Genomic DNA, 15,728 nt, shown 5'->3' with positions numbered 1-15,728 from the left:
GGTGCCCGTCCCCTCGGCAAAATGGATAGAAAGGCCCTTGTCTTTTTGCCGGAATGGTACAATTTATAAATCCGGCAGCAATTTTTGCATCATAAGTGTTTATTTCGAGTCAAAAAAAATATATAATGATAACCAGACGAACCGAATAAACGAAGGCTGCCTTTCCAGGCGGAGGGGCGGCCCTGTCGTGATTTTTGAGGTGAAGCGCATGGATTTCTTCGGCGGGTTCAACCCGAAACTGTTAGACGGCGTAAAGCGCCTGCATTTTATCGGCATTGGCGGCAGCGGCATGTATCCCCTGGTGCAGATTCTGCACTCAAAAGGCTACCAGATCACCGGCAGCGATGTAAACGAGGGCACCATCATCGATGCGGAGCGCGCCCTTGGCATCGCCGTGCACATGAGCCACCAGGCTGAAAACGTGCTGGGGGCCGACATGGTCATCTACTCGGCTGCCATTCACAGCGACAACCCTGAGCTGCAGGAGGCCGACGCCCGCGGCATCCCCACACTGGAGCGCAGCGTACTTTTGGGCTACGTCAGCCGGCTGTATCCCCGCAGCGTCTGCGTGGCGGGCACCCACGGCAAAACCACCACCACTTCCATGATTACCAGCATGCTGGAGCTGGCCGGCCGCGATCCCGCGGCGGTGATCGGCGGCAAGCTGCCCCTCATCGGCGGCTACGGCAAGGCGGGCAAGGGGGGCTGCATCGTCATCGAGGCCTGCGAATACGCCGAGACCTTTCTAAAGCTCACGCCGGACATTGCCGTGCTTCTGAACATCGACAACGACCACCTGGACTATTACGGCACCATGGGCCAGCTGAAATTCGCCTTTAAAAAGTTTGCGCTCATGGCCACCCACACCATCGTGGCCAACGCCGACGACGAGGGCGTCATCCAGATCATCAACAGCATCGACCGAAACGTGCGCACCTTCGGCATCCAAAAGGGCGCCGACTACCAGGCGGTGAACATCCGGGAATACAAGCCCGGCTTTTACGAGTTCGACGTGACCGAATGGGAAATGCCCTATGCCCACCTGCGCCTGGGCGCGCCGGGCTACCACAACATTTACAACGCCCTGGCCATGGTCAGCTGTTCCCGCCTTCTGGGCCTCACCCCCGGCGACGCCGAGGCCGCCGCCCAGGATTTCAAGGGCGCAGGCCGCCGGTTCGAGATCCTGGGCGAAACCAGCGGCGTTACCATTGCCGACGATTACGCCCACCACCCCACCGAGGTAGCCGCCACCCTGAGCACCGCCAAAAAGCTCGGCTTCAAGCGGGTCTGGGCGGTGCATCAGCCCTTCACCTACAGCCGCACCAAGGCCCTTTTGGATGAATTTGCCCTGGTCCTGCGCGCGGCCGACAAGGTTGTCCTCACCCCCATCATGGGCAGCCGCGAGGTGGATGACGGCAGCGTAAAGACCGCGGATCTGGCCGCCAAGGTGCCGGGCAGCGTTGAGGTGGCGGGCCTCAGGGAGGCGGCGGAATATATCAAGTCCCACGCCGAACCCGGCGACTTCGTCATCACCCTCGGCTGCGGCGACGTTTACAAGGCCGCCCGCATGATGCTGGAATGACCTTTTCTTCACTTGAACAAAAGCAGCGCCCTTTCACAGTATTTGAAGCTGTGAAAGGGCGCTGCTTTTTCAGGTCGATCGCCTTTAAAAATATCTCTTCACCGTTTCCCGGTCCCGTTCATTTTTCTGCGCTTTATTCCATTTTTTCCGGCCAGACCCTCGTCAGGGCCACGGTGTCGGCCTCCGGTGCCACCCTGTACAGGCAGCGGGGGGTGATGTCGGCGGGGTCCGCGAACAGCGAACCGTATTTTGCGGCGAAGCTGTCGCTCAGCTGGAACAGGTACACGTAGGTGTAATTCTGGGCCAGCTCCGCGCCCCACTCCGCCGCGCTCACCTCGCTGGACCACAGGGCGTAATCCGGGTCTGCGGTGTTGAAATTGTATCCCAGGCTGCACCCCATTTCCTGGGGGTAAAAGCTGTAATTCGAACATATCTGCTCGTACACCGCGGTATCCTCGGCCACAAAATACACCGCGTCCCCCTCGTTCCATGCAAAGGGAAAGGTGGCGGGCGTAAAGTACGCGCTTCGGTAAGCCTGCTCGGCAGCGGCGCCGGCGGCCGGGTAAACCAGCCGGTTCAGCTCCGCGGCCGTGTTCGGCATGGTGAGCAGCGCAAGCCCCAGCACCAGCCCTGGCGCGCACCAGCCGGCCGCGCCCGCCCGCTGCTTTTCCGCCCCAAAGGTTAGCAGCAGGCCCGCCGCCAGCAATACCGCCGCCAGCAGCCAGCTGCCCAGATACCGCTCCAGCGAGGCGCTGTGAGTGGCTTCGTACTCCGAAAACTGAAAGAAATAAAGGTACAGCATTCCCATGCAATAAACCAAAAAGCCCCAGCCCAGCACAGTGCGGGCACGGCGCAGGCTTCCCGCGGCCGCGGGGGCCAGCCGGGCGGCCAGCGCAAGGCCCAGCAGCGCCAGCACCAGCCAGGCCAGCAGGGGCGCGCTCACCGCCCCCTGCGTTTCGCCGGGCAGCAGCAGATGCCTTAAAAAGCCCGCCAGGGTAAGGCTCCTCGCCTCGGGCCAGGGCTGCAGCAGGCTTCTAAGGCGCGCAAACAGGTTTCCGCTGCCGCCTGCCGCCAGGCCCTGCATGGCCACCACGGCCGACCAGCTCACCTTTGCCAGCGCAAAGGCGCCCACCGGCGCTGCCAGCCGCAGCAGGGCGGCCTTTACTCCCCCGGGCGTCTTCCTTGCCTCGGCCAATACGTCCCAGCACACAGCCGCCAGCACCGCCAGCGCCAGCACCGCGCCGCTCTCTTTGGTGAGCGCCAGCACCGCCGTGCCAAGCCCCAGGCGCAGCAGCATAAAGCCATCCAGCCTGCGCTCCGAAAACCAGGCATACAGCAAATACGCCATCAGCAGCGCCAGCGCGCCGTCCACCTTCAGGTCGCTGTAAAACTGGGGGTAAAAGGCCAGCGGCAGCAAAAGCAGGCCCGCCAGGCTCACCGCGGCCGCGCCCGCCCTTTTCCAGGAAAAACGGGCCGTCACCGGCAGCACCAGCGCCGCCGAAAACAGCGCCAGCGCCCGGTACAGGTAACTCTCGGTAAAGGCCGGGGTCAGCCTCACGAACAAATATTCAAACAGCGCCAGCGCGGGCGGATACTCCGCAAAGCCCACCTCCCCGGTGTGCCAGATGCCCAATTGGTCGTACCGGCACATCACCTTCACACACCAGGCCCAATGGCTGAACTCGTCGTTTTCAATGCACATGCGCCCCGCCTGCATCCAGCCTATATAAAGCACCAGCACCACAAGGGCGATCAGCCCCGGCGTGAGCCAGTTGCGCACAAGCAGGCTCTTTTTTTGCACCATGCGCACCGCGGCGTACCCGGCGCCCGCGGCGCCCAGCGCCGCCACCAGCCACAGCCCCGCCTTCAGCGGCCCAAAAAGGCCCGGCAGATACAGCGCCGCCACCGCCAAAAACACCGCCGGGGCAAAGGTCTCCTCGATCTTGCGGTCAAACCCCACCGCCAGCCCCAGCGCCATGGCGCCGAGCACCGCCACCCAAAACAGATAGATCATACCTGTCCCCCCTGCCGTCCTTTTTGCACCAGTGTACCACAATTCTGCAAAAGGCACAAGAAAGCAGTCCCCATCGCAGGCCCGGTTCTTTCAGCATCTATTCAAACAGTTCGGGGTAGTCCCTTACAAGGGCTTCAAACCGCTTTCTGGCTGTTCTGTATTTCCAGTAATAGTCCATAAAATCGTCCCGTTCGTCTTTCCCTCTATTGTATGTGCTTCGGATCTTGTCGCGGGCCGCCAGCCACTTTTTGTGGTAGAAGCGTTCGTATATGTTTCTTGCCTTTTCCCTGGTCATTTTCATTTCGCGGCCGATCTCGGCAAACGTCTCCTCCTCCTTCTCGCGCAGGCGTTTCACCTGCTGCTCCATCAGGCTGGTCACTTCTTGGGTGGGGGGCGGCAGCTCCGCCAAAAATCCAGCGGAATGCCCCGGCTCCCCGCTGCGGTACTCCTTCAGCAGTTCCGTGTATTCCTTCTCCCAATAAGCCGAGACGTATTTGTAGTCCCCATAACCGTCATACAGCTTCTCGTATTGAAAAGCCGAGGGGTCCTGGCCATCATGCGCGATCGCCAGGTGCCGGGCATAAAGCCGCAATTGCTTGCGTTTTACATGATGATAGATCTGGATGGCCCTTGCGGTGGATATTTCAAGCTCCCGGGCGATCTCCGTATAGGGCCTGTCCCACTGATCCCGCAGCAGCAGCACCTTGTAATCGCGCGGGTTTTGCTTCAGTTCGCTGTACGGGATATCGACGAGTTGTTCCATCGTTTAACCTCCAAACATTATTTCTCGTAGGCCCCTTGTGTTGCATAATTCCGCAAAAACATAAAAAGACGCTTTACAATAAAAAAAGCATATCATATAACACAGGTTCCAAAAAGTGCTCATTTTGCTCACCCTTATCAGCTCAAAGAATGGCCGGCCGGTTAATTCATACAAGCACCTGTGTAAAGCATCATTCCCTAGGCTTTAGTCAAGTCCTTCAAAAGCAAAACAGGCGGGATCCGGTCAATTCCCCAGATCCCGCCTGTTCTGTCTTTCTTTATTCTTCCGCTTGCCGCCTCACATGCTGGTCAGCCCGATGCTGATCTCCAGCGCCTGGTCCACCCGGTGCTGGTCCTCGCGTGAAAGCTGCCCTGCCTTTTCCCGCAGGCGGCGCTTGTCCAGCGTGCGGATCTGCTCCAGCAGCACAATGCTGTCCCGCGTCAGCCCGCAGGTCTGGGCCGGCAGCCCGATGTGGGTGGGCAGGTGGGTCTTGTCCTGCTTCGAGGTAATGGCCGCCGCGATCACCGTGGGGCTGTGCCGGTTACCCACGTCGTTCTGCAAAATCAGCACCGGCCGCACCCCGCCCTGCTCCGAGCCCACCACCGGGCTCAAATCCGCGTAAAACACTTCGCCTCTATGAACTTCCATGTAACTCTACCCTCCAGAGCTTGCGCCTCACAAAGGCGCAGGTTTTTGCTTGCAAGGGTAGTATGTGCGAAGTTCAGCCCGCTTAAACGCGGGCGCGGGGATGTGCCGTGTTTCGATGCTTTTTGCTCCCGCTCACAGCCGGCGTCCTTAGGGTGCCGCAAAAAAAGCGCCGGCCCCACCAACCGGCGCGCACAGCGCAGGTTATGTTTGGCTGCCTGCCGAAGTCTCGGCCACCGCAAAGGCCAGGGCAAGGCCCCCCTCGTGGGCAAGCGAAAGCCGCACCTCGGCGCCGCGCTCCGCCGCCCAGGCCGCGGCGCCTCCCGAAAGCAGGTAGTAGGGCGCGCCCCCCTCCCCGCGCAGGACCTGGATCTCGGCCAGGGCAAAGCCCCCCAGGCCCTTGCCCGCCGCCTTTAAAAGGGCCTCCTTCGCGGCAAAATTCGCCGCTGCGCTGGCGGCGCGCCGCGCCTTGGGCCGGGCCTCCAAAAAAGCCCGTTCGGCGGGGCCGAACACCCGCCGCCAAAACGCCGGGCTTTCCAGGCTTTTTTCCATCCGCCTGATCTCCACCAGGTCCGTCCCCACGCCGATCATCAATCCCGCCGCCCCCTTTTAAAATCACGTCTCCTATATGTTACAACATTTTTTCACCGCTTGCAAACCGCAAAAAAGTGTGCTATCATGGCCTTATTCAAAACGCTTTGACGAAGGAAAGTAACCGCGCATCCTCCGGCGCAGAGAGGGGCCCCCCGGCTGCAAGGGCCCCGCGGCAGGCGCGCGTGCGAAGTTCCCTTCCGAGCGGCCCCGCTGAACGCTCCAGTAGGCGGGGACGGCTTTCCCCCGTTAGCGGGAGCTTGAGTGTTTGCTCAAAGAGCAAAAATCCGGGTGGTACCGCGGGGCTTTAACAGCTTCGTCCCTGTGAATGCACGGGGGCGGGGCTTTTTTGTTTGCCCCCGAATAAAAAAGGAGAGGACAACATGAAAGAGGCATTGGAACAGATCCGCCGCACGGCGGACGGGCTCATCGCCGCTGCGGCCGACGAAAAGGCCGTGGACGAATTGCGGGTGCGCTTTCTTGGCAAAAAAGGCGAGCTCACCGGCATTTTAAAGCAGATGGGCAGGCTTTCCGCCGAGGAGCGGCCGGTCATCGGCGCTCTGGCGAACGAGGTGCGCGAGGGCATCGACGCCCACATCCGCGCCCGCATGAAAGATCTGGCCGAGGCCGCCCTCACCGCGCGCCTTGCCGCCGAGACCATCGACGTTACCCTGCCCGGCACCCAGCCGGTGCAGGGCGGCCTGCACCCGTTCCATCTGGTGCTGAGCGAACTCAAGGATATCTTTCTGGGCATGGGCTTCGATGTGGTCGAAGGCCCCGAGGTCGAGCTGGACCACTACAACTTCGAGATGCTCAACATGCCCAAAAGCCACCCCGCCCGCGACACGCAGGATACCTTCTACATCACCGAAAACATCCTGCTTCGCACCCAGACCAGCCCCATGCAGATCCGCACCATGGAGCAGAAAAAGGCCCCCATCCGCATCATCGCGCCCGGCCGGGTCTACCGCTCCGACGCTGTGGACGCCACCCATTCCCCCCTGTTCCACCAGATCGAGGGCCTGGTGGTGGACGAGGGCATCACCTTCACCGATTTGAAAGGCACCCTGGAGGTGTTCATCCAGAAGCTGTACGGGCCCGAAACCCGGGTGCGCTTCCGGCCCCATCACTTCCCCTATACCGAGCCCAGCGCCGAGATGGACATGAGCTGCTTCAAGTGCGGCGGCAAGGGCTGCCCGCTGTGCAAGGGCGAGGGCTGGATCGAGATCCTGGGCTGCGGCATGGTGCACCCCAAGGTGCTGGAAAACTGCGGCATCGACCCCGAGAGATACAGCGGCTACGCCTTCGGCGTGGGGCTCGAGCGCATCACCATGATGCGCTACGGCATCGACGATATGCGCCTTCTGTACGAAAACGATCTGCGCTTTTTGAAGCAGTTCAACTGAACAAGGGAGGGACAAAACAATGAAAATGCCATTGGGGTGGGCGAAGGAATTCGCCGATATTACCTGTACCCCCCAGGAATACGCCGACCGCATGACCATGAGCGGCAGCAAGGTGGAATGCTTTGAAAGCGAGGCCGACGCCATCAGCAACGTGGTGGTGGGCCGGATCCTGGAGATCGTTCCTCACCCGGATTCCGACCACATGGTGGTCTGCCAGGTGGAGGTGGGCGCCGAACGCCCGGTGCAGATCGTCACCGGCGCAGGCAACCTCAAGGTGGGCGACCTTGTGCCCGCCGCCCTGCACAAATCCTGCCTGCCCGGCGGGGTCAAAATCACCAAAGGCAAGCTGCGCGGGGTCGAGAGCTGCGGCATGCTGTGCAGCCTGTCCGAGCTGGGCCTCACCACCCACGATTTCCCCCACGCTGTGGAAGACGGCATCCTGGTGCTGGACGAGGAGTGGGCTCCCGGTACCCCGGCTGTCCACGCCCTGGGCCTCGACGACGTGACCGTCGAGTTCGAGATCACCCCCAACCGCCCGGACTGCCTGGCCGTGCGCGGCCTGGGCCGCGAAACAGCCGCCACCTTCGGCGTGCCGTTCAAGGATCACACCCCCGCGGTGAAGCCCGGTCACGGCGATGTGAACGATCTCTTGAAGGTAGACATCGAAAACACCGGCCTGTGCTACCGCTACTGCGGCGCCGTGGTGGAAAATGTGCGGGTGGGGCCCAGCCCCCGGTGGATGCGCCAGCGCCTGCGCAACTGCGGCGTGCGCCCCATCAACAACCTGGTCGACATCACCAACTACGTCATGCTGGAATACGGCCAGCCCATGCACTGTTTCGACTATAAGTATGTAAACGGCGGCCATGTGCGGGTGCGAAACGCCCTTCCGGGCGAACACATCGTCACCCTCGACGGTGCCGACCGCGCCCTCAGCCCCGAAATGCTCATCATCGCCGACGACGCGGGCCCCATCGGCGTGGCCGGCGTCATGGGCGGCGAGTACAGCGGCACCTACGAACACACCACCTCGGTGGTGTTCGAGAGCGCCATGTTCAACGGCCCCAGCGTGCGCACCACCGCCAAAAAGCTGGGCCTGCGCACCGAGGCCAGCTCCCGCTATGAAAAGGGCCTCGACCCCAACACCTGCAGCAAGGCCCTGGCCCGCGCGCTTGAGCTGGTGCAGCTGCTGGACGCGGGCGACGTGGTGAACGGCATTGTGGACGTGTATCCCTCCCCCCGCGAAAAGCGCCGCATCCCCCTGCGCCCCGAGGCCGTCAACCGCTTGCTGGGCATCCGGCTCAGCCGCAGCGAGATGGTCGGCATCCTGCTGCCTCTGGGCTTTGAACTGGAGGGCGACATGCTCGTCTGCCCCACCGACCGCTGGGACATGGAGCGCGACTGCGACATTGCCGAGGAGATCGCCCGCTATGTGGGTTACAACAAGATCCCCAGCACCGTCATGCGGGGCGTGGCCCAGGCCCGCCCCACCCCCCGGCAGGACTTTGACGAAAAGCTCACCGCCGCCCTGGCGGGCTACGGCCTGTGGGAGTGCGAGACCTTCAGCTTCTGCAGCCCCAAATGCTTCGACGCGATCCATCTGCCGGAAAACGATCCCCTGCGCAGCGCCGTGGTGCTCTCCAACCCCCTGGGCGAGGATACCTCCATCATGCGCACCACTGCCCTGCCCAGCCTTCTGGAAGTGGTAAGCCGCAACTGGGGCGCCCGCGCGGCCGAGTGCGCGGTGTTCGAGCAGGCTGCCGAATACACTCCCAGCCCCCTCGGCCACGAGGTGGCCGACAACGACTTCAACAATTACCCGGCCCTGTGTGAAAAGCTCGCCGCCGAGGGCAAAACCCCCTCGGACCTGCTGCCCACGGAAACACAAAAGCTCATCCTGGCCGCCTACGGCGCCAAGTGGGATTATCTGGCCATCAAGGGCGTTGTGGAAAAGCTGCTTGCCACCGCCGGCGTAACCGGGTATACCGTGCGCCGCAACGCGCAGGGCGCCGCCTATCATCCCGGCCGCGCCGCCGATCTGTACCTGGGCGAAACAAAGCTCGCCACCCTGGGCGAGGTGCACCCGGCGGTGTGCGCCAATTACGGCGTAAAGGCGCGCATCGTGGCCGCCGACGTGAACCTGGACGCGGTGTTTGCCGCCCGCACGGCAGGTGTGCAGTACCAGCCGCTGCCCAAGCACCCCTCCACCAGCCGCGATCTGGCCCTGGTTGCCGAAGACGTCCTTCCCGCGGCCGAGCTGGCCGCCTGCATCCGCAAGGGCGCGGGCAAAATTCTCGAAAGCCTCTCCCTGTTCGATGTGTACACCGGCGACAAGATCGGCCCCGGCAAAAAGAGCCTGGCCTACAACCTGGTGTTCCGCGCGCCGGACCGCACCCTCACCGACGAGGAAGTCGACGCCGCCGTGCAGAAGGTGCTCAAAAACCTGGCTGAGCTGGGCGTGCAGCTTCGCAGCTGAGCCTCCAGCGCCTTTCATCCGCGCAAACAGGCCCCCGTTCCCGGCTTTGGGAACGGGGGCCTGTTCTCTTTTCGGCAAAACCTGCATTTTTTACACAATCGACTCCGGCCGCGCCGCGGTCACATCCATGCGAAGGGTGCGGGGCGGGCGCGCCTTGCGGTACGCCTCCCGCAGCCGGTTCTGCACAACGCCGCTGTCCTCAATGCTGCGCACGGAAAGCATCAGCACATACTGGTTGCGGCTGTAGCGGCTGAACACGTCGCCCTTGCGCAGCACCTTCTGGATCTCCTCTTTCATGGCCAGCATCAGCCGGGTCAGTTCCTCCTTGGGCACGGTCTGGCCGCGCACCGGCAGAAAGGTCATCAGGAACAGGGCCACGCACCCGCCGCTGCGGGCGGCGCTGCGCACCACCATGTGATACATATGCTTAAAAACCTCGTACTGGCAGAAGTACGCGCCCCGGATGGGCCGGGAATCCCGGGTCGCCTCATCCAGGTCCTTCTGAATGTGAAGAATATCGTCCACCGCGGGGTTCGAGCTCTCCGAGGCCCACTGGTAGATTGTGCGCAGGGGTGCCGGCAGCGGTTCGCCCAGCTCGTCAAAAAACAGGTTCGCCACCACCGGGTAGTACTTCAGCACGGCGTTCTTCATTCCCAGCTGCTGCATGGCCGTGAACTGCCTGAGATACAGGCCCTCGTCCAGCGGTTCGGTCAGCACGGCCCGGTTGCACAGCGCCAGCGCTTCCTCCGCCGCCGCTTTGGTGTGCCGCGCCAGCAGCAGGCCGGCGGCGGTGATGGTCAGGTCCAGGTACTGCTGGCGCAGTGCGCTCGCCCGGGGGATCACCCAGTGCCGGTCGGTAAGGCCGGGCAAAAAGTCCCCGGTATAAAGCGCCAGGGCCGTGCGGCACAATTCCAGCCGCTCGTCCTCCTGCCCGTCCTTGGCGGCCTGGTAGTAAAGCTTGGCAAAGCGCTCCACATCCAGCTCCATGGGCGCCTCGGTATTCCAGCAATACTGCCGCTCCCGGGTCACCACGAGGGTGGCTCCGGGGCAGAGCCTCTGCAGGCTTTTGCGCAGCGAATAGGCCGCATTTTTCAGCGCTCCGGCGGGGTTTTCCAGCTCGTCCGGCTCCCACAGCGCTTCCATCAGCTGCTCGTTGCTGATCTTATTGCCCCGGTTCAGCACCAAAAGCACCAATAACTCCAGCGGCTTGCTGATCCGCTGATCTCCCTCGGTCAGGGCTCTTTCCCCACAGCTCACCCGCAGCCCGCCGAACATATCAATTCTCAAAGTATCGTGCTCTATTTCAAACGCCTCCTTTTACCGGGAAACCATTCAGCAAAGGCCCAGTGCCGCCAAACGTTTTTCCAGCGTTTCATAATGGGCCGAATAGGTAAGCGCCGTGTCGGCAGTGATGCGCCCGGCCCGGCACAGCGCCAGCAGGCTGGAATCCATGGTGCACATGCCCTCCGCCGCGCCCGCCTGAATGGCCGAGTCGATCTGGTGGGTCTTGGCCTCCCGGATCAGGTTGCGGATGGCCGGGTTTGCGGTCATCACCTCAAACGCGGCGGCCTGTCCCCCGTCCACCGCGGGCACCAGCTGCTGGCTGATGACCGCCCGCAGCACCATGGAAAGCTGGATTCTCACCTGCTGCTGCTGTGCGGCGGGGAACACGTCCACAATGCGGTCCACCGTGTTCGCCGCTCCCACGGTGTGCAGGGTGCTGAACAAAAGCTGCCCGGTCTCGGCTGCGGTCATGGCCACCTCAATGGTCTCAGCGTCCCGCATCTCCCCCAAAAGGATCACGTCCGGGCTCTCCCGCAGCGCGCTGCGCAGGGCGGCCACATAGCTCCCGCAGTCGGTGCCGATCTCCCGCTGGGTCACGATGCTTTTGTCGTGGCTGTGGATGAATTCGATGGGGTCCTCCATGGTGATGATATGGCCCTCGCGGCTGTGGTTGATGGCGTCGATCAGGCAGGCCAGGGTGGTGGATTTCCCGTTGCCTGCCGCCCCGGTCACCAGCACCAGCCCCTTCAGCAGCCGGGCGGTGGCCAGCACCGGGTCGGGGATCTCCAGCTCCCGCGGGTCCGGCAGCCCAAAACGGATCACCCGCAGCACCGCCGCCAGGGTGCCCCGCTGGTGCAGCACGCTTGCCCGGAACCGCCCAAACCCCGGCATCGCAAAGGAAAAGTCGTCGTCGCCGGCCTCCACACTGTGGGCCCTGCGGCCGCACAGCGCATACAGCGCCGCCACGGCTCCCTGGGTGTCGTCCGGTTTCAGGGCTTCGCCCTCCCGGCGCTGCCGCCCATTCACCTTATATGTCACAGGCAGCCCCGCAATGATAAAAATATCCGAGGCCCCCAGCTCCAGCGCGCGCTTTAAGATCACAGTGATATCCACGTTTTCTTCCTCCTCATTCCCCGGGGCCTTCCCACACATCCAGCCGTTTTTCCGGCTGCCAGGGGCGTTCCAGCTGCCAGCGGGTCACCCGCCAGCCTCCATCCTCCAGCGCCACCGCCGCGTGCAGCACACCCGCCTCACCGCAGTCAAGGTCGGCGCGGACCGTGCTCCCCTCGCGCCGGGCGTCGCCGGGCAGCCCCTGCTCCCGGGCCGGGTCGGCCAGCAGGGCGGCGTCCAGGGCCGCCAGCCACTGTTGGCCCGCATTGTCCGCCGCGGCGGTCCGGGTCAGCTGCGCTGCGCCCCGGCGCGCCAGCACCAGGTCGGCCCGGGCCGTGACCAGCGCAAGCACGGCCAGCACCGCCAGGCACAATGCGGTCACGGTAAGCAGCAGCGTCAGCGCGCCGGTGCGCAGCGGCGCGCGTTCTGTGCGCTCCATCGCCGGCCCCCTTTCATTTTTCATCCCGCCTGGGCGGCGGGCAGATATTTCTGCACGGTCAGTGTGTAAACAGGCTCTTTTCCCTCCTGTGTGCACACCTCGATGGTCAGTTCGGCAAGCCGCCCCGCCTCGGCGGGCGTTTCGCCCCGCCGCAGCGCCAGGGTATAGGCTCCGCCCTGCCGCGCGCCTCCGTTTTCGTCCACCGGCAGCACAGCCTGGTTCTCCTGCCAGCAAAGGCCGTCCCCGCCCGCGATCAGCGCGCCAAATTCCTGCCAGCCCCCGCTGGCCGCAAAGGCTTCCGACACATTGCGGGCGATCTGCGTGGCCTCGGTCAGCCGCTGCGCCGCCAGGCTCTGGCGCCGCGCCCCCGCAAACAGCTGGGCCAACACGGCCAGCACCCCCAGCAAAAACAGCACCAGCAAAAGGGTTTCCAGGTAAAACGCCCGGCTCTTGCTCCGCCTCATGCCGCGCGCCTCCCTTCCCCGCTGCGCAGCGCGATCAGGGCAGCGCCCTGCCCGGTCTCAATGCGCAGCAGCCCCGGGGCCGCAAATTCCGGCTCAAAACGGCTGCTCTGCGCCACCAGCTGCGCCTGCTCCGGTGCAAAAGCACTGCCTGCCGGGGCGTAATCCTCCACAAGCCACCCCTCGTAAAGATAGATGCGCAGCTCGTAGCCCCCCTCTTCCGGGGCCTCTGCCAGCACCAGAACCGGGCCCTGCGGCCCCTCCTCCAGGCGCACGGCGCCCTCCCGGTCGGCCGCCCGCACCCGGGTAGTCAGGTATCCGGTGGCCGTGCGGGCCGCCCCGTTTTCCTGCTGGCTGCGGGCAAGCCTCTCATACAGCCCGCCCCCCAGCACCACCAGCGCCAAAATGCAGCCCAGCAGCAGCGCAAAAAGCGCCAGGGCAAACCCGGCCCCCGGCCCTTCTTTCTGTTTTTTCAAGCGCTTTCCCCCCTGCCGCACAAATTCAGCCGCCCTTTTGCAGTACCGTCACGTCCGGCAAAAGGTTCGGCGCGAACGCCTCGTAGGTAACAATGTAGCGGCTGCGGTCCACCTGCAGCCCATAATTCTCTTCCAGGTAGGCAAGGCTGGGCGGATACGCCCCCTCCAGCGCATAGCACTGCACCGCCCGCTCCAGCACGGTCGCCCGCAGCGCCCCGGCCCCCTTGGCCACCAGGTCCTTTTCCAGCCGCCCGGCCCCCCAGGCGCCCGCCGCGGCCAGCGCCGCCGCCAACAGCAGGCCGGCCGCGGCCAGGGCGAGTTTGCGCCTCAGCGTCCGGGGTGTTTTCCCGTGATACATCTGAAAAGCCGCCCCCTATCCAATGCCTCCCAAAATCCCGATGAGCGGCAGCATGGCCGCCAGCAGGGTCACTCCCACCGCCACGGTCAAAAAGCCGGCCAGCGCCGGTTCAACGCAGTCGATCAGCCGGTCCACCTGTTCGTCCGCATCCCGGGTGAACAGCTCCGCCAGCCGGCCCAGCGTTTTTTCCAGGCTGCCGGCGCGGGCGCCGCCCAGCAGCATGCGGGCGTACAGGGGCTCAAACAGCTTTTCCGCGCCCACTGCGCCCGCCAGGCCCTCGCCCTGCTCCATGCGGGCCGCACAGGCCCGTATTCCGTCCGAGAGGCCCTTGTGGCCGGTCATGCCCGCTGCCCCGGCCAGGGCTGTGTCCGCGTCCAGGCCGCTGGCGGTAAAAATGTACAGGCCGGTGGTAAAGCGCGCCACCGCAAGCTGCCGCGCCGCCCGCGCGGTCAGGGGGCAGCGCTCAAAGGCCGCCGCCAAAATCACCCGCCCGCGCCCGCCGCGCGCCGCAAGGGCCGTCAGCGCCACCAGCACCGCCAGCAAAAGGGTCAGGGCCAGGGCCGCCCAGCCCACCCCATAGGCCAGCCGCAGGTAGGCGTAGGCCGAGGCGCTCACCTCGCCTGCAAAGCTCTGGTAAACCCCGTTGAACACGGGCAGCACCTTTGCCACCAGCACTGCCAGAATCGCCGCCGTCAGCCCCAGCAGGATCACCGGGTACACCACGGCGCTGCGCAGCTTTTGCCGCAGGCGGTACTGGTTGTCATAGTGGCGGGCAAGGCCCTCCAGCACCTGCTCGGTGCGTCCTGCCGCCTCGCCTGCCGCCACCATGCGCGCCGCGTAGGCGGGGAAGGCCCCGCTGGCCTGCACGGCCCCGGCCAGGCCTTCGCCTGCCAAAAGCCGCTGCTGCACTGCCTGGGCCGCAGCCTGCACCGGGCCCGCGGTCTCGCCTTCGCCCAGCAGCCCCACCGCCTCGTCGGCCGGGGTGCCCGCAGCCAGCAGCATGGCAAGGCTCTCGCAGAATGCGCTCACTTCCAGGCTGCCCAGCTCTTTTTTTGCCATCAGGTCATCCCCTCTCGTCTGCAATTCAATAGGTGTACCGGTCGGTGTAGGCGATCCCATCGCCCACCAGCCCGCTGTCTGCGCCGCCCGCTGCAAAGGTGATGTCGATGCGGTCCCACTGGCCGGCCGCCAGCTCAATGGCAACGGTCACCCAGCCGGTGTTCTGCAAATACACCATGTTCCAGGCGTGATACGCGTCCGTGGGCGAAACATAGCCCGTGATCTCCTTTGTAGGGATTCCCTGGCTGCGCAGCATGGCGGCGGCCAGGGCCGCATAGTCAAAACAGATGCCCTTCCCCTCCGCCAGGGTTTCGTCCGGATCGGGCAGGTAGCCGCTCTCCACCGCCGCCGCCTTTTCCTTGTCGTAACGAATGGCGTCCTTCAGGTAGTTGTAAACGCGGCTCACTACCTCCACATCGCTGGCCGCGCCCCCGGCCAGCTCCGCCGCTTTTTTCACACAGGCCGAATCCGGGCCGTAGTTTACCAGCTGGCTGGGGCGCACAAAGGGCTCGAACTCGCTGGCCAGCGCCACGGTTTCGGTGCGGCCGTACAGCCGGGCATATTTGCCGTTGGGGTTCTGCCGCCACACTTCAAAGGTGTATTCCCCGTCGCCCAGCTGCAGCGGGTAGACCGCCGGGGTTCCGTCGGCCGGCAGGTCGTAGTTGTATTTGCTCTCCCCCAGGCTCACCCGGAATTTGAGCCTTGCGTCGCTTGTGGCCGCCGCCGCCACATACCCCTCGGCCGTGTGCGAGGTATCCAGCAGCACGTCGCTCTCGCCAAAGGCCGCCGCCTCGTCAAATTCCGCCAGCGCCAGGGGCGGCGCCTGGTAACTCTCCCCCGCTGTGGGCGCCGCACTGGGCGCCTCTTTGCCGGGGCTGGGCCCAGGGGTTCCGCAGCCCGTCAGCAAAAGCGCCAGCGCCAGCAGCGCGGCGCGGCCGCGCCTTTTGCCCTTCATACCTCCACCCCCCTGCGCATCCCGCCGCGCCGGGCGGCCATCCTTGCAATTCGTGCTCTAATTATACGCGCTCGGGGGCGGATTGTACAGTCCCGCCCCTTCTGCGGAA

General features: G+C 64.2%; 15 protein-coding genes and 1 other annotated feature. Of the genes, 3 read left to right on the top strand and 12 right to left on the bottom strand.

Annotated features, from left to right (window positions below; translation table 11 throughout):
- Positions 1–208: 208 nt before the first annotated feature.
- On the top strand, positions 209–1,582 hold the full coding sequence (murC, locus tag ACMLHZ_RS06755) for a UDP-N-acetylmuramate--L-alanine ligase (RefSeq protein ID WP_418667050.1): 1,374 nt from the start codon (positions 209–211) through the stop codon (positions 1,580–1,582).
- A 133-nt stretch (positions 1,583–1,715) separates the two neighbouring features.
- Here murC and ACMLHZ_RS06750 read toward each other — a convergent pair whose 3' ends face one another.
- The 4 genes from ACMLHZ_RS06750 to ACMLHZ_RS06735 all read right to left on the bottom strand — a co-directional run bounded on the left by ACMLHZ_RS06750 (position 1,716) and on the right by ACMLHZ_RS06735 (position 5,595).
- A complete protein-coding gene (locus ACMLHZ_RS06750) occupies positions 1,716–3,596 on the bottom strand; it encodes a hypothetical protein (protein WP_418667005.1) in 1,881 nt (626 codons plus the stop codon).
- Between the two features lie 97 nt (positions 3,597–3,693).
- Positions 3,694–4,359 carry a hypothetical protein gene (locus ACMLHZ_RS06745; RefSeq protein ID WP_418667004.1) on the bottom strand — a complete coding sequence of 222 codons (666 nt, stop codon included), beginning with the start codon at positions 4,357–4,359 and terminating at the stop codon, positions 3,694–3,696.
- Positions 4,360–4,656: 297 nt separating this feature from the next.
- A complete protein-coding gene (locus tag ACMLHZ_RS06740; RefSeq protein ID WP_418667003.1) occupies positions 4,657–5,007 on the bottom strand; it encodes a type II toxin-antitoxin system PemK/MazF family toxin in 351 nt (116 codons plus the stop codon).
- 201 nt (positions 5,008–5,208) lie between these two features.
- Positions 5,209–5,595, bottom strand: coding sequence for a 4'-phosphopantetheinyl transferase superfamily protein (locus ACMLHZ_RS06735; RefSeq protein WP_418667049.1), 387 nt, complete (start codon positions 5,593–5,595; stop codon positions 5,209–5,211).
- A 98-nt stretch (positions 5,596–5,693) separates the two neighbouring features.
- Positions 5,694–5,922 (top strand) — a binding site (T-box leader).
- Positions 5,923–5,978: 56 nt separating this feature from the next.
- Between ACMLHZ_RS06735 and pheS the strand changes: the two genes are divergently transcribed.
- Together pheS and pheT are read left to right on the top strand one after the other, a co-directional pair.
- Positions 5,979–7,001 (top strand): phenylalanine--tRNA ligase subunit alpha, encoded by a 1,023-nt coding sequence (pheS, locus tag ACMLHZ_RS06730; protein ID WP_418667002.1) that lies wholly within the window; start codon positions 5,979–5,981, stop codon positions 6,999–7,001.
- 19 nt (positions 7,002–7,020) lie between these two features.
- A complete protein-coding gene (pheT, locus tag ACMLHZ_RS06725) occupies positions 7,021–9,477 on the top strand; it encodes a phenylalanine--tRNA ligase subunit beta (RefSeq protein WP_418667001.1) in 2,457 nt (818 codons plus the stop codon).
- A gap of 90 nt (positions 9,478–9,567) precedes the next feature.
- On the opposite strand, the gene ACMLHZ_RS06720 is transcribed toward pheT, so the two are convergent.
- The 8 genes from ACMLHZ_RS06720 to ACMLHZ_RS06685 are packed head-to-tail and all read right to left on the bottom strand — an operon-like array spanning position 9,568 to position 15,619.
- Entirely contained in the window at positions 9,568–10,764 is a 1,197-nt protein-coding gene (locus ACMLHZ_RS06720) for a BTAD domain-containing putative transcriptional regulator (RefSeq protein ID WP_418667000.1), read from the bottom strand.
- A 45-nt stretch (positions 10,765–10,809) separates the two neighbouring features.
- Positions 10,810–11,874, bottom strand: coding sequence for a type IV pilus twitching motility protein PilT (locus ACMLHZ_RS06715; RefSeq protein WP_418666999.1), 1,065 nt, complete (start codon positions 11,872–11,874; stop codon positions 10,810–10,812).
- Positions 11,875–11,887: 13 nt separating this feature from the next.
- Positions 11,888–12,310 carry a hypothetical protein gene (locus tag ACMLHZ_RS06710; protein WP_418666998.1) on the bottom strand — a complete coding sequence of 141 codons (423 nt, stop codon included), beginning with the start codon at positions 12,308–12,310 and terminating at the stop codon, positions 11,888–11,890.
- Positions 12,311–12,330: 20 nt separating this feature from the next.
- Entirely contained in the window at positions 12,331–12,774 is a 444-nt protein-coding gene (locus ACMLHZ_RS06705) for a hypothetical protein (RefSeq protein WP_418666997.1), read from the bottom strand.
- Positions 12,771–13,247, bottom strand: a complete 477-nt coding sequence (locus ACMLHZ_RS06700) for a DUF4860 domain-containing protein (protein WP_418666996.1) — start codon at positions 13,245–13,247, stop codon at positions 12,771–12,773. Before ACMLHZ_RS06700 ends, ACMLHZ_RS06705 begins: the two co-directional genes overlap by 4 nt.
- 25 nt (positions 13,248–13,272) lie before the next feature.
- A complete protein-coding gene (locus tag ACMLHZ_RS06695) occupies positions 13,273–13,605 on the bottom strand; it encodes a hypothetical protein (protein WP_418666995.1) in 333 nt (110 codons plus the stop codon).
- Positions 13,606–13,620: 15 nt separating this feature from the next.
- The gene (locus tag ACMLHZ_RS06690; protein WP_418666994.1) at positions 13,621–14,664 is read right to left on the bottom strand and encodes a type II secretion system F family protein; all 1,044 of its coding nucleotides are present in this window, start codon (positions 14,662–14,664) and stop codon (positions 13,621–13,623) included.
- 25 nt (positions 14,665–14,689) lie between these two features.
- Positions 14,690–15,619: a transglutaminase-like domain-containing protein gene (locus ACMLHZ_RS06685; protein WP_418666993.1), complete on the bottom strand. Its 930-nt coding sequence runs from the start codon at positions 15,617–15,619 to the stop codon at positions 14,690–14,692.
- Positions 15,620–15,728 lie beyond the last annotated feature (109 nt).

Source organism: Allofournierella sp., assembly GCF_048388525.1.
In the GTDB taxonomy this organism is placed as follows: domain Bacteria; phylum Bacillota; class Clostridia; order Oscillospirales; family Ruminococcaceae; genus BQOK01.
The sequence above is the reverse complement of the archived record's forward strand: the minus strand, read 5'-3'. Positions and strand labels throughout refer to the sequence as shown.

What these genes read in the sequence shown, in the direction of transcription:
- ACMLHZ_RS06685 (WP_418666993.1), bottom strand. Translation starts at nt 15,619, where the DNA reads ATGAAGGGCAAAAGGCGCGGCCGCGCCGCGCTGCTGGCGCTGGCGCTT.
- ACMLHZ_RS06740 (WP_418667003.1), bottom strand. Translation starts at nt 5,007, where the DNA reads ATGGAAGTTCATAGAGGCGAAGTGTTTTACGCGGATTTGAGCCCGGTG.
- ACMLHZ_RS06710 (WP_418666998.1), bottom strand. Translation starts at nt 12,310, where the DNA reads ATGGAGCGCACAGAACGCGCGCCGCTGCGCACCGGCGCGCTGACGCTG.
- ACMLHZ_RS06690 (WP_418666994.1), bottom strand. Translation starts at nt 14,664, where the DNA reads ATGGCAAAAAAAGAGCTGGGCAGCCTGGAAGTGAGCGCATTCTGCGAG.
- pheT (WP_418667001.1), top strand. Translation starts at nt 7,021, where the DNA reads ATGAAAATGCCATTGGGGTGGGCGAAGGAATTCGCCGATATTACCTGT.
- pheS (WP_418667002.1), top strand. Translation starts at nt 5,979, where the DNA reads ATGAAAGAGGCATTGGAACAGATCCGCCGCACGGCGGACGGGCTCATC.
- ACMLHZ_RS06750 (WP_418667005.1), bottom strand. Translation starts at nt 3,596, where the DNA reads ATGATCTATCTGTTTTGGGTGGCGGTGCTCGGCGCCATGGCGCTGGGG.
- ACMLHZ_RS06695 (WP_418666995.1), bottom strand. Translation starts at nt 13,605, where the DNA reads ATGTATCACGGGAAAACACCCCGGACGCTGAGGCGCAAACTCGCCCTG.
- murC (WP_418667050.1), top strand. Translation starts at nt 209, where the DNA reads ATGGATTTCTTCGGCGGGTTCAACCCGAAACTGTTAGACGGCGTAAAG.
- ACMLHZ_RS06705 (WP_418666997.1), bottom strand. Translation starts at nt 12,774, where the DNA reads ATGAGGCGGAGCAAGAGCCGGGCGTTTTACCTGGAAACCCTTTTGCTG.
- ACMLHZ_RS06735 (WP_418667049.1), bottom strand. Translation starts at nt 5,595, where the DNA reads ATGATCGGCGTGGGGACGGACCTGGTGGAGATCAGGCGGATGGAAAAA.
- ACMLHZ_RS06745 (WP_418667004.1), bottom strand. Translation starts at nt 4,359, where the DNA reads ATGGAACAACTCGTCGATATCCCGTACAGCGAACTGAAGCAAAACCCG.